Raw genomic sequence first — 26,472 nt, 5'->3', positions numbered from 1 at the left:
TTCAATCTTCGAAGGGGTTTTCCGCGTTCAGAACGGCCTGTGTGTCAGCCCCGCAGGCCGGAGGTGCACTGCGATATGTTACAGGCGTGCGTGACAGATTCAGGGGATTCCCGATCAGTTGAACCTTACCAGGTGCGGCCTGCATGGTAATCTGCATCTGCCGGGCGGCCACCTGATCAGAAGCAAAAACCTGATCAAGCGTTCGTACCGGGCCAACCGGGACTTTCAGGCTTTCCAGCCCCGCGATCACCTCATCGGTATCCAGCGCCTTAAGCGCTGGGCGAAGAACGGCATTCAGCGCATCCCGGCTTTCAAGACGGGCCGGGTTGGTAGAAAACCGGGGGTCATCGGAGAGCTCCGGTTTTTCGATGAAGCCGCAGAATCTTCTGAACTGGCTATCGTTTCCGACCGCTAGAATCACGTGCCCGTCGCGTGTTGCATAGACCTCATACGGAACAATGTTGGGATGCCCATTGCCACGCCGTTGAGGTACATTGCCCGAGGTCAGATAGTTCACGCCTTCATTGATCAGCCAGGCGACCTGAGAGTCCACCAAGGCGAGGTCGATTTGCTGACCTTCGCCAGTCAGGTCGCGGTGGCGCAGAGCCGCCAGAATACCGACGCAAGCATACATGCCACACATCACGTCAGCGATCCCGACACCCACTTTCATCGGCGTACCTTCGGGATCGCCGGTCAGCGACATGATCCCGCCATAGCCCTGTGCCATAAGGTCATATCCCGGCTTTGACGCGTTGGGGCCGGTCTGTCCGTAGCCCGAGATGGAACAATAAACGAGACTGGGGAGCTCTCTGGACAATGTGGCGTAGTCGAGCCCGTATTTCGCCAGGCCCCCGGGCTTGAAATTCTCGATCAGGATATCCGCATGGGACGCCAGCCGCCGAACTTCCGCCTGTCCTTCGGGTGACGCAATATCAAGAGCGACCGATTTCTTATTTCGGTTGGATGACATGAAATAGGCGCTCAGGTCCGAGCGGTTGCCTTCCGCGTCCTCAACATATGGAGGACCCCATTGCCGCGTATCGTCGCCTCCGGTCGCCGGGTTTTCGATCTTGATGACACTTGCGCCCAGATCGCCCAATAGCTGCGTGCAGGTGGGTCCGGCCAGAATGCGTGACAGGTCCAGTACCTTGACACCTTTCAGTGGTCCTTCAGATGCGGCCATCATATCCTCCACGGTCGATTTCCGCAGCAATGACAGTGAACTTGTCGGCTTTCAACGCTTCATTGAGAGCGGCCCGCAATTCGCCGCGGTTGCGTACAGTATGACCGTATCCGCCGAAAGCGCGACCCATGGCGGCGAAGTCGTGGCGATCGAAATCGACACCGCGATTGCCCATCTGACGCTGGCGCTGTTTCAGTTCGATCAGCGCAAGGCTGGCATCGACAAAGACCAGGAAGATCGGATTGCCGCCCATTTCGGCTGCGGTCGACAGCTCTCCGGCAACCATAAGGAACCCGGCATCGCCTGAGAAACTGATGACAGGTCGATCCGGCTCGGCCAGTTTCAACCCGATCGCCATCGGAACCGCGCATCCCATGGTGCAAAGCGCCGATGATTGAATCAGCCCGCGCTCTTCGGTGCACTGCCACATCTGGCTGAGCAAAATGCGATGCGCGCCACTGTCAGCAGTGGCCAGCGTTTCAGGAGGCAAGATCGCGCGTGTTTCCGCGATGACGGCTGCGGGCCCCCAATCATCCTCACGCGGGAAGGCTTCCGCTAACGCCGCCCTGACCTGATCCGGCTCTCCGCCCGGCCATGTCCTGCGCGCCGGGTTGCCTTTGGCGATTGCCTCGAGTGTCGCGCCCGTATCTGCGACCAGATTGAGCCCGGCCTGATGCATGTAGTGATCGTTGGCAACGGCTGAAATGTCGATGACGCGCTTGTTGTCCGGGTCCCAGATCTCGCGCCAGCCGGGGCGCATCTCGATAGGGTCATAGCCAAGACACAACACCAGATCGGCTTGCTCGACCAATGGCACTAGGTGTTTATCGGCCAGTGGCGAAAGCCCCGCGCCGCCCAGACACAGCGGATGATCCTCGGACACCACGCCCTTGGCCTTGTAGGTGGTCACGAAAGGAATGCCGAAATGTTCGAGGAAAGCACGCACGACGCAGCGCGAGTCGTCATACAGAACGTCAAGACCGACGATCGCGACGGGGCGTTCGGCTTCGGCCACCCAGCGGCGTGCCTTTTCCAGACACTCCCCTTCGGGTCCAACAGCAGCAGGTTTCATCAGCCTGCGGCGTTTTACGTTCGGTACGCGGGTGTCAGCGACCGAGATCGGCACGTCAATGTGGACCGGACCGGACCGGGGTTGGTTGGCCAGCGATACCGCCTTGTCGGCGATGATATCCGCCCCGTTGGCGGTCAGCATGAAGGTGCCCTTGGTGATCGAGCGGTAGACCTGAGCATGATCCATCACCTGATGGGTGTAAGTTAATGCCTCATCCGCATCGACGCAGCCGGTCAGCACGATCATCGGCACCCGGTCCTGCAAGGCGTTTGCGACCACATTAATCCCGTTCATTGCACCGGGGCCTAGCGTGGCCACCAGGATCGCGGGGGCGCCATCGCGGTGGTGCACGGCTTCGGCCATGAAACCGGCAGCGTTTTCGTGTTTGGTTAGGTGAAAGGTGATGCCAGCGCGTTCCAGCGCGTCCACCAGCGTCAGAACCTCGCCGCCGGGCATACCGAATGCGTGGCGGCATCCGGCCTCATACAACCGTTCGGCCAACAAGTCTGCGGTGCGGGGGGGAAGGTCCTGCATTAATCAAGCTCCGGCAATTACTCTTGCAGCAGATTGCGGAGGACAGGCGCGGACGCAAGCAGGTTCACGTCAGTGTGACTATTTGACGGCGTTTTCCGCTATGATCTCGAACGTTGCGTCCAATTCGGCGGCAATCTCACGCAGCGGCTCTCCACCTTCATCCGCGTATGGCGCAAAGACAAAGCTTGGGGTCTTGTAGGACAGCGTTGCGCTGCCATCCGCATCCTCGGTCACGTAAAACCGGATGGGTGCTTCGATCATCGCATTGGTCGAGGTCTCAAGCACGCGCACGGCGTAGTCGTTGTTGAATACGCCGATCACCCGGTTGCCCGGAATGGTAATACCTCTCGCGGCGGCGGCTTTGGTCGGCCCAGCCTGCGTCACTACGATCAGGCCGTTTTCCTTCACCGCCGCCTTTGTGTCATCCACGAGGTTCTCAAAGCCCTTGTCGCTGGGGTAAACCGCCCAGCCAGAGAGCGATTCGATACCGTCGGCCCATGCGGGCATGGCCAGCAGGCAGATCGCAGCCCAGAACGCTTTCATGTTCTTCCCTTCCATGTCGGATGGGAAATAGATGGCAGAAAAGCGTTGAAACCGGGCTCACAATCTTGTGCTTGGGCGCAGACTTGCAGGGTCACGCATCACGCTTTTTCAGCAAATAGATATCCATGATCCAGCCATGGTCAGAGCGGGCCCGAGCACGGGTTTCGAGAATATCCTGCGCCACATCCACCAGAGGTCCTTTGATCAGGATCTCCTCTTTCATGCCCACATAGGCTCCCCACCAGATGTCGTAACCCGTCATCTCGAGGTTCTGAAACGAGCACTCTCCATCCAGCATGACAGCTACTTTCGAAGCTGCATCAGGCCAGCCCTCCTCGCGGATGCGGCGTCCGGTGGTCACGACATAAGGGGCACCCAGATCATTGATCGGAATAGCATGAGCCGCAGTCAACGCCTGCAGTGCGGTGATGCCCGGTATCACCCGGACATTCGGTTGCGGGTGCAGACGTGCTGCGATCCGAAGCGAGCTGTCATAAAGCGAAGGGTCGCCCCAGATCAGCAGCGCCACCTTCTGCGCGTCAGGGTGGGCTGAAATCGCCTCTTGCCAGTGCAGGGCGATGGCGTCGTGCCACTCATCAACACCCCGCAGATAGCCATCATCAGCCCGGCGTTTGGGGATGTCGAAATACGCGATTTGTGGAGGGGTCTCGGTGACCTGCGCGATGATGTCTTCACGCAACCCCGCCAAGTCAGCCTTGTTTTCTCCCTTGCGCGGAATCAGGATCAGGTCCGCCGCCCTGATCGCCTGCGCGCCCTGAAAGGTCAGGTGATCGGGGTTGCCTGTGCCTATCCCGATCAGTGTCAGATCAATCATTATCGAACTCCGCCAACGGCCCGTACAGAATCAACGCCGGGGCCGTCCCGATCTCAGAGCGCAGCTTCTCTGACAGCTCCCCGATGGTCGAGCGATGCAGCTCCTGATCGGGCGTCGACACCGACTCGGCCATCAACGCTGGTGTGTCCAGGGGAAGGCCATGCGTGTGCAAAGCGTCAACCAGTGACGGAAACGTGCGCTTGCCCATGAACACCACTGTCGTTGCGCCCGCATCTGCTAGGGCCGACAGGTTCAGGTCGGTCGGTAACTTGCCGCTTACGTCATGGCCGGTGACGAATTGAACACGGCGCGCAGTCAGGCGCCGGGTCAGAGGGATGCCAGCGGCCGCTGCGGCGGCTATGGCCGATGGAATGCCGGGAATGATTTCGTATTCGATACCGGCAGCCCGTAGAGCAACCAACTCTTCTTCGAGGCGCCCGAACAGACCGCCATCACCGGATTTCAGCCGCACGACATGCTGGCCGGTCTGGGCATATTCCACCAACAGCCGGCTGACATGATCCTGTTTGGGTGAGGGGCGACCAGCGCGTTTGCCCACGCCAACCAGATCAGCGTCGTCACGTGCATGGGTCAGGATCGGTCCGCTGCTGAGATCATCAAACAGTACCGCATCTGCTTTCTGCATCCGGTCTACGGCCTTGAGCGTCAGCAGCTCGGGATCACCCGGGCCTGAGCCAATGAAGGATACAAACCCGGTCATGCCGTTGCCTCTGCGATCAGGTGAAAGAACGTGCCGGTGACATTGCCGCGCTGTGATCCGGTCTGCGGGCCCTCGGCGCCTTCTGCATCGAATACGCGGGCCAGCGGCGCGTCTGGTTGCTCGATAATCGAGGAATAGTGAAACTCATGCCCTCGCAAGGCGGTGCCCTTTGCAAACCCCGGCATCGGGGCCAGCAGCTCAGCCTTGCGATACCCAAGGTTGAACTTGCGCTTCTGATAAGACGTCCGCAAGCCCAGCAAACCTGCCATCTGATGCGGGGTGCCGTCTTTGTCGATCAGAACTTCCCCTAAAGTCATGTACCCTCCGCATTCGCCATGCACGGGCCGGGTTTCAGCGTGCTTTCGCAGCCCGGTCAGAAAGCTGTCTGCTGCTGCCAGGGGGCCGGCGTGCAGTTCCGGGTATCCTCCCGGCAGCCAGACCAGATCGGCATCTTCGGCAGGTGCCTCGTTGGCCAGAGGAGAAAATGGCAGAATCTCCGCACCCGCCCTGCGCCAACCTTCCAGAAGGTGCGGATAGGTGAACGAAAACGCTGCGTCCCGGGCCAGCGCGATCCGTTGCGCCGGAGGTCGCGGCAGCGCGGCTGACGATGGCCCATCAGGGCCTGAGGAGGCCGCCCTTTTGATCGCATCCAGATCAACATGTTCACGCAGAAACGCGGCGTATCCGGCAATCGCACTTTCCAGATCAGGATGTTCAACCGCCTGTATCAGACCCAGATGCCGCTCGGGTAACGTTAGATCGCCCCGACGCGGCAACACTCCCAGAACAGGTAGCCCGGCGCGCTCCATACCCAGCCGGGTCAGCCGTTCGTGGCGGGGGCTTGCGCAGCGGTTCAGGATGACACCGGCAAAAGGCAGATCGGGATTGTACATCCGGAATCCAAGCGCGGTCGCCGCCGCCGATTGCGCCTGTCCGCCGACATCCAGAACCAGCACGACCGGCCATCCCATGCGCAGCGCCGTTTCAGCGCTCGATCCATGTCCCAGCTCTCCGGGTTTGGCGACGCCATCAAACAGACCCATCGATCCCTCGGCCACGACAATGTCCGCGCCCGTCGCCTGCTCTGAGATCGCGCTGAGCAGCGGCTCTCCCATCGCCCAGCTATCCAGATTGAACGACGCACGGCCCGCCGCAGCCCGGTGAAACGCCGGGTCGATGTAGTCCGGCCCGCTTTTGAACGGCTGCACGGTCAATCCGTCCTCGGCCAGCGCCCGGAGCAACCCCAGCATGACCGTGGTTTTGCCCGTGCCCGATGACGGTGCGGAAATCAGTAATCCCGGGGGGTTAGTCATCACCGTGACTCCAGCTCGACCACGGGCTATCGGCGCTTTGAGGGCGATAGCGGCGATCATAAGTCTTGGAATACAGGCAGCTTTCGTCAAACCCTTCACCTGCGAGCGCCGGACCAACCATGATCAGTGCGGTGCGCGAGATGCTTTCGTCCAGCGCCTCTTTCAACGTGGCCAGAGTCGCGCGGATGATCCGTTCATCCGGCCAGCTGGCGCGGTAGACAACGGCGACCGGGCAGTCCGCACCATAGGCAGGCGTCAGGTCGGCGATGACATTGTCCAGATTTCCGATCGACAGGTGAATGGCCAGAGTAGCACCTGTTTTAGCAAAGTTTTTCAGCGTCTCACCTTCAGGCATCGAGGACGCGCGCCCAGGCGTCCGGGTCAATACAACCGATTGCGCCAGTCCCGGAAGGGTGAGTTCAGTTCCCAGAGCAGCAGCTGCGGCGGCAAAAGACGGGACACCGGGCGTGACGCTGACCGGGATTCCCATCTCTTTCAGACGCCTGATTTGCTCTCCCATCGCCGACCAGACAGACAGGTCTCCGGAATGCAGTCGCGCGACGTCCTGTCCGGCTTTATGCGCTGCTTCGATCTCGGCCATGATCTGATCCAGATCCATCGGAGCCGTGTTCACGACCTTTGCGCCGTCGGGGCAGTGGCTCAAAATCTCCTCGGGAACCAATGAGCCAGCATAGAGGCACACCGGGCAGGAGGCGATGATATCGCGCCCGCGCAGAGTCAGCAGGTCCGCGGCACCCGGTCCGGCGCCGATAAAATGAACGGTCATGGTTGTCCTCCAATGGCGACGGCGCAGGTTGCAAGCCGGTCGTCCGAGATTTGTCTGGGTGAAATCAGCCGCGCGCCATACCCGGCGGCAGCAAGAGCGGATGCTTCGGCCACGCTGCCGGTGCCGTATGTGGCACGACTGCGGGGCGAGCAGGTGAGGGTACGTTGCCCGGCAAGATCATGTGCCGGGACGAAATGAATCGGCAGCTCAGTTGCCTCTGCAAGTGCGACAAGTGCGGCATGTCCGTCCTTGCCTGCAACGGTTGCCAGAGCATCGACTGTTTTTCCTGTCGAGGCCAGATCAAAGGCAGCGCGCAGACTGGCCAGCGTAGCAGAAGACGAGAATCCGAGCCCGGCGACGATCATAACGTAAGACTCCACTGCACAACTGGGTAAGCAGATTTCCAACCCCGCCGTGGACCAAGCGCAGCAGCTTGCGCCAATTCGATACGCAACAGGTCTCCGCCCAGCTTGTCGTGCCACGCAGCCAGCAAGGCTTCGCTTTCCAATGTCACTGCGTTGGCGACAAGCCGCGTACCGGCGCGGAGATTTGCGTGTAGCCAGTTCAACAGCTCCGCGCTCAGGCCGCCTCCGATGAAAACGACATCTGGTTGGTCAAGGTCAACCAGCGCCTCTGGTGCGGTGCCATGAATCACGCGCAGCCGATCCTGCCCCAGTGCATCGGCATTGCGGCGAATACGTTCGGCCCGATCTTCACGCGGCTCGATGGTCGTTGCGGTCAGCGTTGGATCGCACATCAGCCATTCGATGCTGATCGACCCGGTGCCACCGCCGATATCCCAAAGGTGCTCACCCCGCTGAGGCGCCAAAGCTGACAGCGTTAACGCTCGGACGGGGCGTTTGGTGATCTGGCCGTCGGTTTCAAAGATATCATCCGGCTTGCCCGAGGCTTTCGGAAAGGCGCGTCCTGCGCCGGCGACATCAAGCCCGACACAGACCGGGTGTTCGAATGTTCCGAGCAGCGCCTCGGTCAGAGACACGCTGCGCGCCCGCTCACGGGGGCCGCCAAGAGCCTCCATCACATGCAGGGCGCAGTCGGCAAAACCGGTCTCGCCCAGGTAGGTCGCAAGCTCGGCCACCGCTTTTCCATCACGCAGCAAAAGAATGGCGCGCAGGCCGGGCGCCAGGTGTGGGCGCAGTCGGGTCAGGGGGGCGGCGTGCAGACCAAAGGTCAGTGTGCTCTCAAGCGGCCAGCCAAGCCGTGCCGCCGCCAGCGAAAAGGTCGACTGACCGGGCAGAGCGGTCCATTCGGCAGCCTCGAAATTACGCGCGATGACGGAACCTGCCCCGAACCAGAACGGATCACCCGAGGCCAGAACAACGGTCTGCCGACCGCGCAATCCAGTCAGAATTGGCAGGCCGTCAGCGAATGGGACCGGCCATTCGATCTGTTCGGCTTTGCCGTCCGGGATCAACGACAGATGACGCGGCGGGCCCATGACGACCTCGGCACGATCCAGCACTTGACGGCTTGCGGGGGACAGGCCATCCAGTCCATCTTCGCCCAAACCCAATACGGTCAGCCACGGAGCTTCAGACATGCCCAACCTCCTGATTCTTGGTGGTACGACCGAGGCGAATGCTCTGGTAAAATCCGTCGCCGAGCAAGGCATCCCGGCCACCTATTCCTATGCTGGCCGGGTGGACAGCCCCCGCCCGCAACCGGTACCAACGCGCGTCGGAGGCTTCGGAGGAGCGGAGGGGCTGGCGCGTTACATCCGCGAACATGGGATCAGCCATATCGTAGACGCGACCCACCCCTTTGCCGCGCAGATGAGCAGCAATGCGGTCGAAGCCTGCATTACGACAGCGACTCCGTTGGCTGCGCTGACCCGACCTGCTTGGGTCGCGCAACAGGGTGACGATTGGCAGCATGTATCGGATATCGAGGGTGCGGTTGACGCGCTGTCCGGTCCGGCTCGGCGCGTGTTTCTGGCCGTTGGCCGTATGCATCTTCTGGACTTCGCCGCTCAGCCCCAGCACCACTATCTGCTGCGGCTGGTGGATGAGCCCGAGACCGTGCCGCTGCCCAATCGCGACATCCTCGTTTCGCGTGGACCGTTCACGGTCGAAGACGACCGGGCGTTGATGCTGCGCCACGGGACGCAACTGGTTGTGTCCAAGAACGCAGGCGGCACCGGAGCGCGCGCCAAGCTGGACGCCGCGCGTGCACTGGGCCTTCCGGTGCTGATGATCGACCGTCCGGTGATGCCGCAGCGGACCGAGCTGACCAATGTCGCGCAGGTCTTGGACTGGCTGGCTCATACCTGATCCTTGGCTGGCGTGAACCTTGGGGTGTAAATGATCGGCGCGCCGTCGCGCTCGATCACGCGGGTCAGGGACGAGCCGACAATCACCACGGTCTGCATGTCCGCCATGTCAGGTGTGGCTTCTGCCAGAGTTGAAATCCGCAAAGCCTCGTCTTCGCGAGATACTGCGCGTGCGAACAGGATCAGGCGTTCTGGTTCACATTCTTCGCGCAGGATTTCCAGTGTTCTTACAAAGCCTTCCGGGCGGGACTTCGACCGTGGATTGTAGAATGCCATCGCGAAATCCCCCTGCGCGGCAAGACGCAGGCGCTTTTCGATCAGAGACCACGGCTTCAGGTTGTCGCTCAGGTTGATGGCGCAGAAATCATGCCCCAGCGGTGCCCCGGCACGGGCCGATGCCGCGAGCATCGAGGTGATCCCCGGTAACACTTCGATCTGGATGTCGCGCCAGTCGTCCGGCCCGCTTTCCAGCGCTTCGAACACGGCGGCGGCCATTGCGAACACCCCCGGATCGCCCGAGGATACGACAACCACGCGCTTGCCCTCGGCGGCCATCTGCAAGGCATGTTGAGAGCGGTCGATTTCGACCCGGTTATCGCTGGCGTGCAGGGTCAGTCCGTCACGTTCAGCCACCCGTGCAACGTAGGGAATGTAACCCACCACATCCGTTGCATCGGCCAGAACAGCCGTCACCTCGGGTGTCACCAAGGCTTCGTTTCCCGGCCCAAGTCCGGCAATTTTGACCCAACCGCTCATGGCCGGCGGCCTTGGCCATGGACCAGAATGATCGAGAAATAGGGTGTGATCCCCTCACAATTTTCAGACAGCTTGCAAACCCTTTGGTTCGGCATCTGAGCATATTCGACGATCCATGCGCGGTCATAGAGATCGGCCCGTTTCAAGGCGCGCTTTACCTTGTCGATATTGCGTCCGATCTTCATGACCACCAGCGCGTCGGTCTGGGTCATGCGCTCGGTCAGAGTGTCCTCGGGTAACGTGCCAACCAGAACGGTGAGGACATCGTCGCCCCAGGTTATCGGGTCGCCCGTCGCGGTCCAGGCGCCGGACATGCCGGTTATGGCAGGTACCACTTCGACATCAGATTTGTCGCGTAACCGGCTGTAAAGATGCATGAATGATCCGTAGAAGAATGGATCGCCCTCACACAGAACCACCACGTCCTCGCCGCGCTCGGTCAGGGACTTCAGATGCGTTGCGCAATCTTCATAGAATACCGAAAGAAGTTCATTATAGCGCGGGTCCGCTACCGGAATTTCGGTCGTTACGGGATATTCCATCGGAAATTCGATGGCATCACCGGGGATCATCCCGTTGACGATCTTGCGCGCCTGTCCGCTGCGGCCGGGCTTGCGAAAAAACGCCACATGGCGTGCATTGCGCAACAGGCGGTCCGCCCGGACGCTCATCAGGTCCGGATCGCCGGGGCCGAGACCCACGCCGTAGATCTTGCCCGCGCTCATTCCGCGCGGCTCGCGATGGCGTTGATCGCGGCAACAGTGATGGCACTGCCGCCCAAACGACCTTTGACGATGCAGGACGATACGGGCTGCGCCTCCCACAGGGCATCCTTGGATTCGACAGCGCCGACAAAGCCCACAGGGCAACCGATGATGGCGGCGGGGCGCGGGCAGTCGGGATCTTCCAGCATGTTCAGCAGGTGAAACAGCGCCGTCGGAGCGTTTCCGATAGCGACCAAAGCCCCCTCCAAATGCGGGCGCCACAGTTCCAGCGCGGCGGCGGAACGGGTGTTGTTCATCTCGGCAGCCAGAGGGCGCACGCGTTCGTCATGCAGCGTGCAGATCACCTGATTGTCTGCAGGCAAGCGGAAACGGGTCACGCCTTCGCTGACCATGCGGGCGTCGCACAGGATTGGTGCTCCGGCTTCCAGCGCCGTGCGGGCGGCCTGAACGAAGCCGGGAGAGAAATGAACGAATTCTTCAAGCCCGACCATCCCGGCAGCGTGAATCATACGCACGGCGACCTGCTCTTCATCGGCATCGAAGCGGGCCAGATCAGCTTCGGACCGAATGGTGGCGAAGCTTTGCTTGTAGATCGCCGCGCCATCAGTTTCATATTCATAGGGCATCAGGTCAGGTCCATGGTCATAAGTGTTTCGGGGCTCAGCCCGCGCTTTTCGGGCTCATCCCCCGCGCGGCCCTGTTTGACAAGATCAAATCGTCCGTCGTGGCCGACTAAAGTGACATCGGCGGGGCCCATTCGGGCGCAGCCTTTGCTGCAGCCCGACACATGCAGGCTGCCACCAACACGCGGCGCCAATGCGCGGGCGATCTCGCGGGTCTTTGCCTGCGCCTGCGGGCAGAACGGAGCCCCCGGGCAGGCGTCGGTAGTCATGAGTGGATCGGCGCCATCTGTGACGAAATCGGGGGCAGGGACAGACCTTCCGCCTTCCAGAATGATCAACCGCCAAGGGGTGACTCGCAGGGCCGAAGCGCCGCTGTTCTCGATCAGGTCCATGAGCCTTTGCGACGGGAGTTGTCCGAAGGCCGCGCCGTAGAGCGTGCCCAGTGCACAGCCTCCGGGCCGAAGCGGTTCACCAGAGGGGCCGGGCGCACCGCCTTGCCAAACGGCAGGCAGGCCCTGTGCTGCGACAACACGCGCCATCCGGCGGGTCCTGGTCGTGTAATTTTCTGCAAACCAATTTGCCAACGCGATCAATTGGTCGATGGCTTCGGCTTCGGAAACCAGCCGTCCGGTTTCAGCGCCATCCGCGCGCAGAATCAGACCCTCTGCGCCGGTCTCCAGCCGGATATCTGCCGAATCCTGCGTCAACAAAAGTTGGGGACCTGTATCGATCGCAAAGCCGAATTTTGCGGGCAGCGCGGGCAGGTCTGCCAGCCGATCGATCAGTTCGCGTGCCAGTCGCGATGTCAAATCGTCTTGTTGATAAAGCGGCGAAACCAGAATGTTGCGCCGCACCTCAATACCGGGTTCTGCATCAAGCAGATTCAGCGCCGCCAACTCGGCCAACAGAGGTTGGTGATCCACGTCAGAAACGCCACGAAGCTGCAGGTTGGCGCGGTTGGTCAGATCAATGGTGCCGTTGCCGAAGCGGCCGGCAAGCTTGCACAATCCTATCGCCTGCTTGGAATCAAGCCGTGCCAGACGGGGGCGCACCCGCACCACCAGACCGTCACCCGACATCATTGGGCGATGAGCGCCGGGGCACCAGCCCTGAACGATAGGGGCGCTCACCCCAATCCCTCCAGATCGGCACGGATCGAATTCCGGCGGGTATTCCAGAGCCCGGCGTCTAGCAGTGCGCGGAACCGGTCCTGCATGGCCTGATGCGCATGTGGGTTGGCCTCTTGCAGGAATGCGGCAACCTCATCATCACCCAGCGTGGCATCGTGATAGAGGTCGAAAAGGTGCGGTGCCACTGTCCCTGACAAATGCGCGAAAGATGCCATGTGATCCAGGGTGGCCGCAATCTCGGCGGCGCCCCGGAAGCCATGTCGCCGCATCCCAGTGATCCAATCGGGGTTGGCGGCGCGCGCGTGGACGACGCGGCTGATTTCCTCGGGCAGAGTCCGCGCGCGGGGGTTATCCGGATTGGTGTTGTCCAGATGATAAAGCTGCGCTGTCCCCCCGGTGATGGTTTTGGCAGCGGCAAACCCTGCTTCATGCGTGGCGTAATCATTGGCCAACAGCAGGTCGGTTTCTGTCAGGTCTTGCAGGTGGACGAAACTGTCGGCATTGGCAACACGCTGGGTGATACCGTCCTTGTCCTGCGCGATGTGTTCGCCTTCCAGAGCAAACGAGCTGGCTTCCAGCCACGCTTCGCCCGCCTGAACACGCGCTTCATCGGTATACGTCTCCGACAGTTGGGTCATGTTTAGGCCGTAGCTACCTGGGGCTGGACCGAAAACACGCGCCGCCGGGGCGTGGCCAGCATAAGGATTCCAGTCGTGCGCTTCATCGCGTGCCGAAAGTGCCCGTACCGCTTGACCATAAAGCGCCGAAAGCGTCGGGAACACATCGCGGAACAGGCCCGAGACGCGCAGGGTCACGTCCAGACGCGGACGGCTGAGGTCGGTGATCGGCAGCACTTCGATGCCCGATACCCGCTCGGAGCCCTTGTCCCAAATCGGTTTGACGCCCAGAAGATGCAGCGCCATGGCGAATTCTTCTCCGGCCGTACGCATTGTAGCAGAGCCCCAAAGATCGACGATCAGCCCTTTGGGGTAATCCCCTTCTTCCTGAAGGTGCCGCCGGACCAGTTCCTCGGCGAGTTTTACACCTTGAGTATAGGCGGCTCGGGTCGGTACCGAGCGCGGGTCGGTGGTGTAGAGGTTCCGTCCCGTGGGCAACACATCGGTCCGTCCGCGATAAGGGGACCCCGACGGCCCGGCTTCGATCCGTTTGCCTGCCAATGCTTCGATCAGAGCGCTGCGCTCGGCATTGGCCGAGGGGGCAGGGTCAAAATTGCCGGTCACTTCCGGTACACGGCCAAAGACATGCAGCCCGTCGCCAAACTGGCTTTCCTTGATGTCGCAGACGAAACGGTCGATGCGAGTGATCGCTTCGGCGGTGCAGGTGGCCTGATCGAGGCCGAGGTCGCTTTCCAGACCGATCGCCTGAGCTTCATCCCGGATATCGTCTTGCAAACGGTCGCGGCGCTTTGGGTCCAGCCCGTCGGCGTTTGAGAATTCGTCCAGCAGGGATTCCAGCCGCACCATACGGTCTGGCGTGCCGCTTTCCTTCATCGGCGGAGGTATATGGCCCAGTGTGACGGCCCCGATCCTACGCTTGGCCTGTGCGGCCTCGCCGGGATCGTTGACGATGAACGGGTAGATCACCGGCAGATCGCGAATCAGCGCCTCAGGCCAACATTCATGAGACAGGGCTACCGATTTTCCGGGCAGCCATTCCAGAGTGCCATGGGCGCCGATATGGATCAACGCGTCGGCACCAAGTCCTTTGCGCAGCCATAGATAAAACGCGACATAGCTGTGGCGCGGTGTGCGTGAAAGATCGTGATAGTCGTCATCGCGCAACTCAGGTGTGCCGCGTTCGGGTTGCAGCGCGACGATTGCTTTGCCACGACGTACAGCAGCAAATTCAAAGGCGCCGTCCACGTAGGCCGGATCGTCCTCCGGATTTCCCCAAACAGTTTGCAGGTCTTCGCGCAGTTGGTTCGGTAGGTCCTTCAGCGCGGCAAGATAATCCTCCAGAGGCCAAACAATCCGGGCGTCCAGCAAAGTCTCGGCAATTGGTGCAGCAGGTGCGGTGTCGTAACCTTCGCCCTGAAGATCGGACAGCATCGCCTCGGCCGAAGCCAGTGCATCAAGACCCACTGCATGGGCCATCTGCCAATCCTTGCCGGGATAGGTTGATAGCACGAGGGCAGGTATAAGATCAGCTTTGGGCTTGTCGTGCAGGTTCAGCCAACCTGTGACCCGGTCAATGATGGCCTCGATCCGTTCGGGTTCGGCCCAATGGGCAAACCGGGAATATTCCAGATGCGGGTCGCGTTTACCCGGCTCTTTAAAGGAGGCGATGCCAGCCGAAATACGGCCGTCCACCTCGGGCAGAACCACATGCATGGCAAGGTCGGCGGGTGAGAGGCCACGTTCCGCCTCGGCCCATGCTTTGCGGCGCGAGGTGGCAAGCGCGACCTGAAACACGGGGACGTTCGCCGCATCCAAAGGAGATGTGCCCGACGCGCCTTTTCCCGAAAAGGAGGTCGCGTTTATAATTGCCGATGGCTGTAGCGCAACGATGTTTTCGCGCAACCACGCAGCGGCAGCGGGAGCTTTCAGGGAAGGCGCATAGAGACCTACGGCCTCGTATCCACGAGCGCGCAGGCTTTGGATCAGGGCAGCGATGGGGGCTGTGTCAGCTGACGTCAGGTAGGCACGGTAAAACGTGACGAGAATGCGCTTCGCGTCGCTCGCGAACGCCTTGTCCACCGGGATCACGCCACGATCCGGGCACCAGGCACCGCACTCTGGCAGGGTCTTGGCCCCCATCACTGGCCCGGCATACAAGCCGGCGGCGAGTGCCATCTGTGCCAGTGCAGCTTGTGCAGCGACCTCGCCCCCGGTATCGCACAGATGCGCCAGCCGTCGCAGGGTCGAGACGGGCAGGGTGGAATAATCATCCAGCCGCGTATCCTCACGCCCATCGGCAGGCAGGACAGCCAGTGCGATCCCCTTGGCCTGCGCCAGTGCCAGAACCTGCTGTAAGCCGTAAGACCAATATGGCACGCCGCCAATCAAGCGGATCAGGATGCCTTTGGCCCCTTCGAGCGTTTGCTCAACATAAGTGTCGACCGAGAGGGGGTGTTTCAACGCCGTCAAATTGGCCAGCCGCATCGTCGGCATCCGCCCCTCGGGCCCGCCACCGCGATGCCAGCCCGCCGCGAAAGCGCCAAGGTCGCTGTCGGAAAAGGACAGCACCACCAGATCCGCCGGGCTCTGGCCCAGATCGGTTGGGGTCTCGGTCTCTTCGAGCCCGTGGCTTTCGCGGAAGACGACGTGCATGGGTCTTACTCGGCGGCCTCTGTTACACCCACGAGTATATCGCGGATTTGGGCTTCTTTGATATCGTCATGCTCGGCAATGACGACAAGACGCGAACGGCGTTCTTCACCAGGTTCCCAAGGGCGGTCGTACTGGTGACGTACACGGGCACCCACAGCCTGCACGAGCAGGCGCATCGGCTTACCTTCGACCGCCGCATAGCCTTTGACGCGCAGGATGTTCAGTTCTTTTGCAAGACGTTCGATATTGCTAACCAATTCCGCCGGGTCGGTCTGTTCCGGCAATTCCACGATGATGCTTTCAAAATCGTCATGCTCGTGATCGTGATGACCATCATGATGGCTGGGACGTGCGTCCATGTCATCCTCGGCCGCAGCTTCAAGGCCCAAGACAACGCGCACGTCCACGACGCCTTCGGCGACTTCGACGACGGGCAAGGGGCGGGGCGCTTCGGCTGCGATGATCTCTTTGGCTTTGGCTACGCCTTCCGCACCCGCCAGATCAGGTTTGGTCAGCAGGATGATGTCGGCACAGGATATCTGATCCTCAAATACCTCGGACAGCGGTGTTTCATGGTCAATCGAGTCATCGGCCAGGCGCTGGGCGTCTACCGCCTCGACATTGGGCGCGAAACGGCCAGCGGCGACGGCCTCGGCATCGGCCAGCGCGATCACGCCGTCGACGGTGATTTTCGAGCGAATGTCTGGCCAGTCGAATGCTTTCAGCAGCGGCTTGGGCAGGGCCAAACCGGAAGTTTCGATCAGGATGTGATCGGGGCGCGGCTCCAGCGCCATCAGCGCTTCGATTGTGGGGATGAAATCATCGGCCACGGTGCAGCAGATACAGCCGTTCGCCAGTTCCATGATGTTTTCCGCAGGACAATCCGGAATGGCGCAGGATTTCAGGATGTCGCCGTCCACGCCGACATCTCCGAACTCGTTGACCACGACAGCCAGACGCTTGCCCTGCGGGTTCTGCATCAGGTGGCGCACCAATGTGGTTTTGCCCGAGCCCAGAAAGCCGGTGATCACGGTGACAGGGAGTTTCTCAAGAGTGCTCATTTCAGGGCTCCAATCGGGGGAATACGGGCCGCGCAATTCTTGCGGAAGTGTTCGGGGCGTTCACGCCATTTGACCAGACCGTCCTCGGTCTGAAGGTACTTGGTGGCGCCATCAACGATCACGTCGACATGGTCGGTTTCGTTGAGATGTTCATAGACAAAGGTCCATCGATCCGGGCCGCCGCGCAAAACGATCGAGCAGCCTTCGTCGCAGTTCGACAGGCATTCCACGGCTTTCAGGGTGATGCCTTCGGGCATATCCGCCTGTTCAAGCGCCTTGTGCAGCAACGTGCCGGGGCGCTGCGCATCATCTTCGACAGGCAGCCCGCGACGGCATGTGGTGCAGACCAGCAGTTCGACCGGTGCAGTCTCGGTCATGTCTCTCATCCCCCCAAATCCTCTTCGTGGGGACGGGGTTTCATGCGGGCCACTTTTGACCCCACACCGGAACACCCCGTCCGGTTTCATCTTCGGGCGTTGGCAGGTCTCCCGGCTTGCGGATGTCAGAGGAAACCTCTGTCGGATGTCCCGCCTTCCCGGCATTCGCCAGTGGCATTGGGCACCCTCTCCGGTCACGGTCGCGGGGGCGGCTGCGTTTGGCGGAAAACCCGTTGACGCATTCCCTTTTCATCTGCTGCTGCAGACACCAACGGGTGGGACATGCGGCACCTCTGGGCAGCTTGTCAAGCGAGTCGCAGGGTTCGGGTAGGCAAGCGGGTGAAAAGCGACCTGTCCGCGTCGCTGCGCGGCATGATCTGATCGGACTGACGTGGTGGCATGATCCACAAATCGCAAGCAGGGAGATGCGGCTTATGAAGGTAGGGTTTATCGGTCTGGGAAATGTCGGCGGCAAGCTTTCGGGTTCGTTGCTGCGTAATGGTATCGATCTGACGGTCCATGACCTGAACCCTGATCTGGTGGCCGGGTTCGTGGCACAGGGAGCCAAAGCTGCGGATGGTCCCGCCCAACTCATGCGTGATTGTGATGCAATAATTACATGCCTGCCATCACCCGCTGCCTCGGATGCGGTGATGCGGGAGATGCTGCCAGAGGTAAATGCCGACAAAATCTGGATGGAGATGTCCACAACCGACGAGGCCGAGGTCAAGCGGCTGGGAGGCATGGTTATCGAGCGGGGCGGGGCAGCAGTTGATTGTCCGGTTTCGGGAGGATGTCATCGCGCCGCGACGGGCAATATCTCGATCTTTGCGGGCTGCGACCGGGAAACCTTCGAGCGGATATTACCGTTCCTGACGACCATGGGGCGGCGTGTTCTACACACAGGTGATCTCGGGTCGGCATCGGTTCTGAAAGTGCTGACAAATTATCTGGCCACCGCCAATCTGATCACTTGTGCCGAAGCGCTGGTGACCGCGAAGGCAGCCGGGATGGATCTGGGTACGACGTACGAGGCGATCAAGATTTCCTCGGGCACGTCCTTCGTGCACGAAACCGAAAGTCAGGTCATCCTGAACGGGTCCCGCGATATTTCGTTCACCATGGACCTTGTCAAAAAGGATATCGGCTTGTTCCAGGAGGTCGCCGACCGCGCCGGTGTACCACTGGAGATAAATCCGGTGATGATCAAGATATTCGAGGATGGTATATCGCGCTATGGTGATCGTGAGCTGTCGCCCAATATCATCAGGCGACTGGAGGACGCGACCGGATTGGATATCCGGGCCCCGGGCTTCCCGCCTGAAATGCAGGACGATGAGCCCGAGGAACCGGGCTATGAGGTGATTCCACAAAATCGGCAGGATGCCTGACCCTTTCGGTGCGTCGCCCATCTTTTTTGAAGGATGGGCGAACCCCCTTTGATTTGCAGGTGTTTTGTGATGTGCTGCGTGGCGTCGCAACATCGCGAGATTTTACCCGGCGCGGCTGAACCTCTTGATCGAGGTGGCGTGTATGAGGACAGGCGAGGGAGTCTAACATCTTGGAATCAATCCGACCTTGTCATTACCTATGGCCTGAAACTACGGACCCATCGGCGAATGATTGCGGCTCGCGGGCGCCATATAGTGTGTTCGATGATCCACCTGATTGTATTAACTGTAACTTGAGCGCGCGGGGCAGCCCCAGATGAAAGTGATCCTTGCATACCGCATCGGCCAGAAGACCATGGGTGGGAAGGCGATGCGGGTCGATCAACTGTCCGCCATGGCCAAGGCACACCTGTCACCGGATTACAGTTTCGAGGTAGCTTTGGCGCCCAAGGGCGCTCGGGAAAATGCATGTCGAAGATTTGTCGAATCCTGCAAAGATGCGGTTGTGATTTTTCACAAAAGTGCGGCTTCGAATCTGGGTCCCGAATTCAGAGCATCCCTGAAGAAGGTCGCCGCGGGCATCTGCGTGGACCACCTCGACGTTGTTGCAGGCCCGTTCGAGCCGGGATTTGTCGATGTGCACATCGCGGCCTCATATGAGAGCGAGCGGAATTTGTGGAAAGGACTGCCTGCGCTTGACCCAACACCTGGCGCGCAAGTGCGCCATCTGCGGCACCACGCGGACCCGCGTCTCGTATTCGGATCGGCACCTGAGAACGGGTTTAAGCTGGGTTACTTCGGGCTGCCTGACAATGTCGTGCTGCCGTCTAAGCTGGCAGAGCAGGCCGTCGTGCCCGGCTACGACGGCAAGGGCGATGTGAACGCATTCATCGCGCGTTTGTCAGAGGCCAATTTCCACATATGCACACGTGATCCAAGCCCCTCACTTACCCGTGGAATCTTGTCTTCCAAGCCGTTTACCAAAGGATTCAATGCTGCAGTGGTCGGAGCCAATGTGCTTGTGAACCGGCAGGTTCACGATGCTGAGTATTATCTGGGATCGGATTACCCGTACTTCGTTGACAGCACGGAAATCTCTGCAATCAGCGAAGGCGTCGCGCGTGCATCCTCGGATTTTGGGGGTGCGCGCTGGAAAATGGCGCGGGCCAGAATGGACAACGTGGCCCGACAGATTGCGCCAGCAGAAGTGATGGCTGAGTTGGACAAAATCCTGAGGCTATTCTAAACAGATCGACAATAATCCGCTAACGGCACAGGCAAGAGTATAACTTATGACGAATGAGACCTTTCTCATCGTGACCACGATGAAGAACGAAGGGCCTTTCATGATCGATTGGGTGGCCTATAACCGCGCAATCGGCTTTGACGATATTCTGATCTACACGAATGATTGTGCGGACGGTACCGATGCCATGGGTGACCGGTTGCAAGCGCTGGGCTGGGCACATCACGAACGCAACAGGCTGGGTCCGCGGGCGACGCCGCAAAATCGCGCGTTCTCGTTGGCACGCGACCATCCGAGCTATCTTTCGTCCGATTGGGTCATGAGCCTGGATGTTGATGAATACATCAATATTCGGTTGCCAAACGGCGATGTCCGGAGCCTAGTCGACGCCAGCGGTGAGGCGGATGCGATCTCAATCTGCTGGCGCATGTTTGGGAATGCGGGTCAAAACGACTTCGTCGACCGGCCCGTGCCCGAGACATTTCTTCTTGCCGCCCCTGAAGAGGGATACCCCCATCATCGGGCAAAAGGTTTCAAGACACTGTTTCGTAACAACGGTAAATTCAACCGTTTTCGCGCCCATCGTCCTCGTATCGATCCCGAGCATGGGGCAAATCCCGACGCGCCTTACGAAGGGGTTTTGTGGCGGGATGCAGGGGGAAACCTTCAGTCAGCAGAACTGGTGAAGTGGAAGGCCTGGCGCGGGTTCAGCCACGAATTCGCGCGTATTCATCATTATGCCGTACGCAGCACTGATAGTTTTCTGGTTAAGCGTGACCGAGGACGCACCAATCATGTTGGGCAGGATCAGGGGCTGAAATACTGGCTTGTGATGAACCACAACGACGTCGAAGACCGCTCGATTCTCGAACACATGCCCGCGATGCATGAAATCAAGGCTGAGATGATGGCAGATCCGCAACTGGCGGAACTTCATCACCAGGCATGTGAATGGCATAGATCGAAAGCTGAAGAGTTGAAGGCCAGACCGGATTGGCTCGATCTGGTAGAGGCTTTACAGAATTCTTATACCGGAGAAGAAACTCATGGCTGAACCTGCATCCGCTGCGGACCGCCGCAAGAAACAAGCGCAGCAGCGAGAGCGGAAAGATGCCCTGAGACGCGAAATGCTCAGGACCATGCCGCACGGAAGGCTCAGTGTTGAGATTGGTGTTTGGCGTGGAGAGTTTTCGCAGATTCTTTTGGAAGAGCTGCGTCCTTCAAAGCTTTGCCTTATTGATCCCTGGGGGGTGCAGCCCGACCCGGATGGCGGCGCATCGCTGGCCGGAGCCCGCAGTCAGGTTGACATGGACAGAATTTATGAAGCGGTGACAGACAAATACAGCACCGAGATTGCGAAAGGGCAGGTTTCAGTTATTCGCGATTTTTCGATTCCTGCGCTTCGTCTGTTCGAAGATCACAGCATCGGGTTTGCCTACCTTGACGGCGATCATTCCTACGAAGGCGTGAAAGCGGACTTGGATGCGTTGTTACCGAAGATGATCGAAGGAGGCGTCATTATGCTGGACGACTATCACAAGCGCGGATGGTGGAAAGATGGTGTGATGCGTGCTTTCCACGAATTCCTCGGGGCACATTCTGCAGGGCTGCGCCTCAAGGCGATCAAGGGGGCTCAGGTGGCGGTTCAGAAACTTTGAGGAACGAGGCCGAGTTTGTTATGTGGACACAACAGAAAATGAGCCTGGAAAACGGTGCCGTCGCCAGATCGGCGCGTGCCCCGTATGGCCGTGGGCTGAGCCGGAGGGCTTCCTTTGGCTGAACGGGTGGCATCGCTGTGGATTGGCAATCGGTTGACGATACTTGAGAAGCTCTGCCTGAAGTCGTTCCATGACATTGGCCAGACACCGATCCTTTATTGTTATCATCCGATTGATAACATTCCGCCCTATGTCGAGGTGCGCGATGCACGGGATGTTCTGCCGCTGGACGCAAATGACCGGATTTATGTAGACCCGGTTTTCCAATCGCCTGCAGTACATGCGGATCTTTTCCGCCTTCATCTTATGGCGAAGACCGATCAGATCTGGGTGGACTGCGATGCCTATGCGGTAAAGCCATTTAAATCAAACGAGGGTTATCTGGTTGCGGGGCGACGGGATGGCCAGCGCCGAGTGCCGAACGGTGTTCTGCGGCTACCTCAAGATAGTCCAGCATTGAAGGCTTGGTTGGAATTTGTCGAAACAACGCCTTGCCTACCTCCTTGGTGGGATCGGCAGACACGCCGTGTTTACCGAAGGCTATACGGCAAGAAAGCAACTTTCGCGGCGCTTCCACTGGGGGTTATTGGACCAATGTCCGCCTACCATTTCCTATTGGAAAGTGGTGAGATTGAGCGGGTGCTGCCTGAGCGGGAACTTTATGCGTTACCCTTCGCCAGTCGCCGGGAATGGGTCAGCGAGGATGTCGGACAACTGCAAGAATATGATTGGAAATCAAAGACATCGATTCACTTTTATTCCTCAATTATGAGGCCGCGCCTGGCCCGGTCGCGCAACCGGGTTTTAGCCTCAAGCTTTTTTGGGGGCCTTCTGACACAGCATGGGATAGCTGATGACCCCGACGTCACCTTGGTTTAGCAGTGAGCCATGCAATGACTGACAGAATTGTTGTCTACACGACGATGAAAAACGAAGGCCCATTCATGGTCGATTGGGTGTCGTACTACCTGTCGCTCGGCGTTGAGCATTTTCTCATCTACACCAACGATTGCGACGATGGCACAGACCTGATCGCGAAACGGCTCGAAGATCTGGGCGTGGCAACCCATGTCGACAATTCGGTCAAGCCGGGGCAAAGCCCGCAGAACACGATGCTCAGACGAGTCCGCACGCATCCCAGATTTCTGGATGCTGGCTGGACCTTCTGTCTGGATGTTGATGAATACCTGAATATCCGTCTTCCCAACCCGTCCATGCAGAATTTGCTGGCGAAATTGCAGGAAACAGCCGGTGGACCCTTCGATGTTGCGTCTTTTGCCTGGAAATTATTCGGATGTGGAGGTGTCGAAGAATTCACCGACACACCTGTGGTCGAACAGTTTACCCTCTGCGACACAGAGCAAGGGTTCTATTCGGGTGTTGCTGGTGGTTTGAAGAGTATAACACGCAACAACGGCCTGTTTACCCGATACGGCCCGCATCGCCCCAAAGGTGTCGCGCCCGAACGTGTGGCGGGGATTCGTTGGGTTGATGGCGGCGGACAACTGCTCGACGCCGAAGCGGTATCCTGGCGTGCCAATGCCAGTTATTGCCATGATTTTGCACGCCTTCATCATTATGTGACACGGTCGATCGGATCGTTTCTGGTCAAGCGCGATCGCGGCAAGACCAATCATATCCACGACGATCAGGCCGAAGCCTATTGGCACAATATGAATGCCAACCTCGTTGAAGACCGTTCCATTCTCCCCCTCTGGCGGCAAGCCCTGCCGGAGAAGGCGCGTTTGATGAGAGACGATTGCCTCATGTCCCTACACGAGCTGGCATGTACTTGGCATAATCAGAAAATCGCTGAACTCTATCAAAGGTCAGACTGGGTGGATTTTCGTAATTTTCTACATCGCCACAAGACTAAAAGACCGCGTAGCCGATGAAGCAAAGCCTCGCCGGGGCTATGCCGCTGTATCGCCTGCTGAGAGCGCGGAAGTCTTCGACTTGCTGCAGCGCGAAAAGCAGCGCCCCGAGAGCAAAACTGTAAACGCTATTGTAAACGCCCCCGATGGGGCAAAGAGAGGAAAGAGCTAAGTGCTTGAAGTTAAATGGAGGCGAGTACCTGTTTTGAAATCGAACCCTTGAGAAAAAAATAGTAAGCAAAATCAGTAACTTGATTTGTCTTTCGATGAAGCGCTGTATCCGAATGTTGCGGGATTTGTTGCGGGAACTTGCAGCGGTTAATCAGGGCGCAGGAGTTGTAGGCGTGTTCGATGTTAGATTTCAACCACTTGCTTCATAATATCGCGCGAGCTGGAGTTGTAGAATCAACCAAAGGCTGAAACGGTCGCCGAAATTTTGGAGGCCATATTGAAGTACTCTTACTTGCGCGTGTTTGCGGTTGAGATCGAAGTTCCACCTATCTTGGTTGCAACTGGTGATGCACCAGTCCGCCGTACCAGGACAGAATACCTAAAAGATGTGTTTTCAACGAGGATCGAGTTCGAACACTGGGGGAAACTTCTTGTCTACATACCTATTTCGACAGATGATTTTGAAGATGGTGCCGTTTGTTCTGGACGTATAGGCAGTCAAAAGACTGAAAGTATCAACGCTTCGCCAGACGAATTGTTTGAACCCGAAGTGATCACCAATTGGCGTGCGTCGAATTTCTTGATCGACACCAGGAATTACAATGACGGCCAGAAGATCGCTATGCAGCAACGTCCGGAAGTGGGTAAGCCGCTTTCGATTTTGAATTCACTGATTAAGCACATAAATGAAGCTAATCCCGACAGCGGTTGGGAGCTGAGTGTCAACGCGATTACAGAACGCACTACGTTTTGGGAGGCAGCCGAACAGTACAAAGGTCAGATAACCCGTGCGGAGTTTAGTTATGTGACTCCCAACGTTTTGGGCCTACGGTCTAAAATTAATGATCGGTTGAAGAACTACAAATCGGAAGAGAACGCCAATCATGTGACTGTGGTTCTCGAAAATGAAAAGGGTAATCTGAGGCTGGATTCACAGGAAGTTAAAGATGCTGTGGAATACACCTCGGAAGGTGGTGGCAGTACAAAGTTGAAAGCCAACGGAAAAAAAGTGTACGATTCCACAGACGATGAAAAAGCCGTCACGGTAGAGACGGAGGACCAATTAGGTCTCGAGAAAGTCGAAGCTCGAAAAAGCATTATTGAAAGGCTCTTCAAGAAATGAACCCGGTGGCTTCAAAAGTTGTTCTGATCGTCGCTGTTGGGGTTTCTATTTGCCTTATCGCATACCGCCCTGATTGGTTGAGCGATAACAACGAGTTTTTAAAGAACTTCGTAAACCATGAATACCTGAATATCCTTGGTGTGATACTCGCGATCACACTTGCCTCGTTGTCTCAATTGCATCTGTCGCTAAGTAAACTGAAATCCCGAATTGGTGATGACGGTCTCGACGAAATAAAGGCAGAAATCAAAAGCAGCGCCGCATGGTTGATCGGTGGTTTTCTACTAGGCTTGGTCGCCGTGATATTGAAACCTCTCATAGTATTTGGCGCGTCAGGAGAGGCGGCGGTCAATGCTTTCAGTATGATCGTTTTGCTTTTCTACATACTTGTGTTGTCGGACATCACGCTCTCTGTCTTCGACATAGATTTCGAACCGATAAGTGATGACGACACTAAGGTTTGAATTGCTCTGTGCTAACCAGAATGCGCAGCAAATTCTTATTAAATATTTGATTTAAAATGTTTTTTTAAGTTCCTTTGCGCTCACTCGGATAGTATTTTCCAATGGTTTTCGAGGGTTGAGATTGCCTTAAAAAAGGCGTCTCACAAGTTGGCAAGTTAGGTGAAATGTTGCGGGATTTAGTGCGGGATATGTTGCGGTAACTGCGGCAGTAGCGAGTTGGAAACGTGAGAATATTCACTTTAATTCTTTTATATCAACGACTTAAGGGAAATTTTCAAGGGAAATTTGTGGAGGCGAGTACCGGAATCGAACCGGTGTACACGGATTTGCAATCCGCTGCGTCACCACTCCGCCAACTCGCCTTTTCAAGTAATATCAATCACTTGCCGTGGTGTGGTGGGCGTTCTAACAGCTTTCAGGATGAACGTCCAGAGCTTTGCGTGTGAATATTCCCGCCTCGCCGAGAAATCCACCGCGCCATGATAGGACGTTTTTGCCGCGCCGTTATTTGCGGTCAGGCCCGTTGCTGCTGACAGATGGATGTGGCAAAAGCCTCGTAGCAGAATGACAAGAAATGAGTGATCACATGACAGATTTCGCAGCTCGGCGTCTTACGATGGTTGATACTCAGATCAGGCCGTCCGATGTGACCAAGTTTCCCATCATTGATGCTATGCTGAACGTGGCGCGGGAGAATTTCGTGCCGGACGCCCAGCGTGAGGCGGCCTATGTCGGCGATCTTGTGGAATTGGGTAGCGGACGCTGCCTGCTCGAGCCCAGGACGCTGGCCAAGATGCTGGATGCGGTGAATATTTCCAACGATGAGGTGGTTCTCGATATCGCTCCGGGCCTGGGGTATTCGACCGCAATTGCCGCGCGAATGGCAGAACTGGTGGTTGCGGTGGAAACCGATGAAACGCTGGCTGCGGAAGCCCAGACTCTTCTGATGGAAGCGGATGTGGACAATGCCATTGTTCACAGAGGGATGCTCGAGTTGGGCGCTGTCGAGCATGGACCCTACGATGTGATCATGATTCAGGGTGGAGTTGAACGGCTGCCTGACACCCTGCTGGATCAGCTCAAGGATGGGGGGCGGATTGTTTGCCTGTTCATGGAGGGGGATCTTGGTACCGTTCGGGTCGGTCTCAAGTCTGCCGGTCGTGTTTCATGGCGATATGCCTTTAATGCCAGTGCCCCGATTTTACCGGCTTTTTGCAAGGAGTGTGCATTTTCGCTATAGTT

At 58.4% G+C, this 26,472-nt stretch carries 26 protein-coding genes, 1 tRNA gene and 1 riboswitch; of the genes, 10 read left to right on the top strand and 17 right to left on the bottom strand.

Annotated features, from left to right (window positions below):
- Window position 1 precedes the first annotated feature (1 nt).
- The 9 genes from RA27_RS07575 to RA27_RS07535 form a co-directional block, all read right to left on the bottom strand.
- Entirely contained in the window at window positions 2-1,186 is a 1,185-nt protein-coding gene (locus tag RA27_RS07575) for a CoA transferase (RefSeq protein WP_039536397.1), read from the bottom strand.
- Window positions 1,173-2,792 carry a thiamine pyrophosphate-binding protein gene (locus RA27_RS07570; protein WP_039536395.1) on the bottom strand — a complete coding sequence of 540 codons (1,620 nt, stop codon included), beginning with the start codon at window positions 2,790-2,792 and terminating at the stop codon, window positions 1,173-1,175. The genes RA27_RS07575 and RA27_RS07570 overlap by 14 nt, the downstream gene beginning before the upstream one ends.
- 78 nt (window positions 2,793-2,870) lie before the next feature.
- Window positions 2,871-3,335 (bottom strand): DUF302 domain-containing protein, encoded by a 465-nt coding sequence (locus RA27_RS07565; protein ID WP_039537151.1) that lies wholly within the window; start codon window positions 3,333-3,335, stop codon window positions 2,871-2,873.
- Between the two features lie 91 nt (window positions 3,336-3,426).
- Window positions 3,427-4,170: a precorrin-6A synthase (deacetylating) gene (gene cobF, locus RA27_RS07560; protein WP_039536394.1), complete on the bottom strand. Its 744-nt coding sequence runs from the start codon at window positions 4,168-4,170 to the stop codon at window positions 3,427-3,429.
- Entirely contained in the window at window positions 4,163-4,891 is a 729-nt protein-coding gene (cobA, locus tag RA27_RS07555; protein WP_039536392.1) for a uroporphyrinogen-III C-methyltransferase, read from the bottom strand. The genes cobF and cobA overlap by 8 nt, the downstream gene beginning before the upstream one ends.
- Window positions 4,888-6,204, bottom strand: a complete 1,317-nt coding sequence (locus tag RA27_RS07550; RefSeq protein ID WP_039536391.1) for a cobyrinate a,c-diamide synthase — start codon at window positions 6,202-6,204, stop codon at window positions 4,888-4,890. Before RA27_RS07550 ends, cobA begins: the two co-directional genes overlap by 4 nt.
- Window positions 6,197-6,991 carry a precorrin-4 C(11)-methyltransferase gene (cobM, locus tag RA27_RS07545; RefSeq protein ID WP_039536389.1) on the bottom strand — a complete coding sequence of 265 codons (795 nt, stop codon included), beginning with the start codon at window positions 6,989-6,991 and terminating at the stop codon, window positions 6,197-6,199. Before cobM ends, RA27_RS07550 begins: the two co-directional genes overlap by 8 nt.
- Window positions 6,988-7,356 carry a cobalamin biosynthesis protein gene (locus tag RA27_RS07540; protein WP_039536388.1) on the bottom strand — a complete coding sequence of 123 codons (369 nt, stop codon included), beginning with the start codon at window positions 7,354-7,356 and terminating at the stop codon, window positions 6,988-6,990. Before RA27_RS07540 ends, cobM begins: the two co-directional genes overlap by 4 nt.
- On the bottom strand, window positions 7,353-8,552 hold the full coding sequence (locus RA27_RS07535; RefSeq protein WP_039536386.1) for a bifunctional cobalt-precorrin-7 (C(5))-methyltransferase/cobalt-precorrin-6B (C(15))-methyltransferase: 1,200 nt from the start codon (window positions 8,550-8,552) through the stop codon (window positions 7,353-7,355). Before RA27_RS07535 ends, RA27_RS07540 begins: the two co-directional genes overlap by 4 nt.
- Here RA27_RS07535 and RA27_RS07530 point away from each other — a divergent pair.
- The gene (locus RA27_RS07530; protein ID WP_039536384.1) at window positions 8,551-9,282 is read left to right on the top strand and encodes a cobalt-precorrin-6A reductase; all 732 of its coding nucleotides are present in this window, start codon (window positions 8,551-8,553) and stop codon (window positions 9,280-9,282) included. The two genes, RA27_RS07535 and RA27_RS07530, sit on opposite strands and share 2 nt — an antisense overlap.
- Here the strand turns inward: RA27_RS07530 and cobJ are convergent.
- From cobJ to RA27_RS07495, 7 genes are read right to left on the bottom strand one after another with little or no spacing between them, the layout of a single operon-like run.
- Window positions 9,273-10,037, bottom strand: a complete 765-nt coding sequence (gene cobJ, locus RA27_RS07525; RefSeq protein WP_039536383.1) for a precorrin-3B C(17)-methyltransferase — start codon at window positions 10,035-10,037, stop codon at window positions 9,273-9,275. The genes RA27_RS07530 and cobJ overlap by 10 nt on opposite strands.
- Entirely contained in the window at window positions 10,034-10,762 is a 729-nt protein-coding gene (locus tag RA27_RS07520; RefSeq protein WP_039536381.1) for a precorrin-2 C(20)-methyltransferase, read from the bottom strand. The genes cobJ and RA27_RS07520 overlap by 4 nt, the downstream gene beginning before the upstream one ends.
- A complete protein-coding gene (locus tag RA27_RS07515) occupies window positions 10,759-11,388 on the bottom strand; it encodes a precorrin-8X methylmutase (RefSeq protein WP_039536379.1) in 630 nt (209 codons plus the stop codon). The genes RA27_RS07520 and RA27_RS07515 overlap by 4 nt, the downstream gene beginning before the upstream one ends.
- Window positions 11,388-12,515 (bottom strand): precorrin-3B synthase, encoded by a 1,128-nt coding sequence (gene cobG, locus RA27_RS07510; RefSeq protein WP_039536377.1) that lies wholly within the window; start codon window positions 12,513-12,515, stop codon window positions 11,388-11,390. The genes RA27_RS07515 and cobG overlap by 1 nt, the downstream gene beginning before the upstream one ends.
- Complete coding sequence (gene cobN, locus RA27_RS07505; RefSeq protein ID WP_039536375.1) at window positions 12,512-15,805, bottom strand: cobaltochelatase subunit CobN; 3,294 nt, start codon at window positions 15,803-15,805, stop codon at window positions 12,512-12,514. The genes cobG and cobN overlap by 4 nt, the downstream gene beginning before the upstream one ends.
- Before the next feature lie 5 nt (window positions 15,806-15,810).
- Window positions 15,811-16,866 (bottom strand): cobalamin biosynthesis protein CobW, encoded by a 1,056-nt coding sequence (gene cobW, locus RA27_RS07500; protein WP_039536374.1) that lies wholly within the window; start codon window positions 16,864-16,866, stop codon window positions 15,811-15,813.
- Window positions 16,863-17,243, bottom strand: coding sequence for a DUF1636 domain-containing protein (locus RA27_RS07495; protein ID WP_039536372.1), 381 nt, complete (start codon window positions 17,241-17,243; stop codon window positions 16,863-16,865). The genes cobW and RA27_RS07495 overlap by 4 nt, the downstream gene beginning before the upstream one ends.
- Before the next feature lie 83 nt (window positions 17,244-17,326).
- A riboswitch (cobalamin riboswitch) is annotated at window positions 17,327-17,531 on the bottom strand.
- 98 nt (window positions 17,532-17,629) lie between these two features.
- Here RA27_RS07495 and RA27_RS07490 point away from each other — a divergent pair.
- The 8 genes from RA27_RS07490 to RA27_RS07455 all read left to right on the top strand — a co-directional run bounded on the left by RA27_RS07490 (window position 17,630) and on the right by RA27_RS07455 (window position 25,230).
- Complete coding sequence (locus tag RA27_RS07490; protein ID WP_255353518.1) at window positions 17,630-18,634, top strand: NAD(P)-dependent oxidoreductase; 1,005 nt, start codon at window positions 17,630-17,632, stop codon at window positions 18,632-18,634.
- A 316-nt stretch (window positions 18,635-18,950) separates the two neighbouring features.
- Complete coding sequence (locus tag RA27_RS07485; RefSeq protein WP_039536371.1) at window positions 18,951-19,880, top strand: hypothetical protein; 930 nt, start codon at window positions 18,951-18,953, stop codon at window positions 19,878-19,880.
- A gap of 46 nt (window positions 19,881-19,926) precedes the next feature.
- Window positions 19,927-20,934, top strand: a complete 1,008-nt coding sequence (locus tag RA27_RS07480) for a glycosyltransferase family 2 protein (RefSeq protein ID WP_052265189.1) — start codon at window positions 19,927-19,929, stop codon at window positions 20,932-20,934.
- Window positions 20,927-21,538, top strand: coding sequence for a class I SAM-dependent methyltransferase (locus RA27_RS07475; RefSeq protein ID WP_039536369.1), 612 nt, complete (start codon window positions 20,927-20,929; stop codon window positions 21,536-21,538). The genes RA27_RS07480 and RA27_RS07475 overlap by 8 nt, the downstream gene beginning before the upstream one ends.
- Window positions 21,539-21,652: 114 nt before the next feature.
- Window positions 21,653-22,477 (top strand): hypothetical protein, encoded by an 825-nt coding sequence (locus tag RA27_RS07470; protein ID WP_052265188.1) that lies wholly within the window; start codon window positions 21,653-21,655, stop codon window positions 22,475-22,477.
- A gap of 14 nt (window positions 22,478-22,491) precedes the next feature.
- Complete coding sequence (locus RA27_RS07465; RefSeq protein WP_039536368.1) at window positions 22,492-23,493, top strand: glycosyltransferase family 2 protein; 1,002 nt, start codon at window positions 22,492-22,494, stop codon at window positions 23,491-23,493.
- Window positions 23,494-23,920: 427 nt separating this feature from the next.
- Window positions 23,921-24,766, top strand: coding sequence for a hypothetical protein (locus tag RA27_RS07460; protein WP_152610655.1), 846 nt, complete (start codon window positions 23,921-23,923; stop codon window positions 24,764-24,766).
- A complete protein-coding gene (locus RA27_RS07455; protein WP_039536365.1) occupies window positions 24,763-25,230 on the top strand; it encodes a hypothetical protein in 468 nt (155 codons plus the stop codon). Before RA27_RS07460 ends, RA27_RS07455 begins: the two co-directional genes overlap by 4 nt.
- A gap of 288 nt (window positions 25,231-25,518) precedes the next feature.
- On the opposite strand, the gene RA27_RS07450 is transcribed toward RA27_RS07455, so the two are convergent.
- A tRNA-Cys gene (locus tag RA27_RS07450) sits at window positions 25,519-25,592 on the bottom strand.
- Between the two features lie 224 nt (window positions 25,593-25,816).
- On the opposite strand from RA27_RS07450, the gene RA27_RS07445 reads away from it, so the two are divergent.
- On the top strand, window positions 25,817-26,470 hold the full coding sequence (locus RA27_RS07445) for a protein-L-isoaspartate O-methyltransferase (protein ID WP_039537139.1): 654 nt from the start codon (window positions 25,817-25,819) through the stop codon (window positions 26,468-26,470).
- The last annotated feature ends 2 nt before the right edge of the window (window positions 26,471-26,472 follow it).

It is taken from the genome of Ruegeria sp. ANG-R, from assembly GCF_000813985.1.
In the GTDB taxonomy this organism is placed as follows: Bacteria; Pseudomonadota; Alphaproteobacteria; order Rhodobacterales; family Rhodobacteraceae; genus Ruegeria.
Note: the sequence above shows the minus strand (reverse complement) of the source record. Positions and strands in the feature narration are given on the sequence as shown.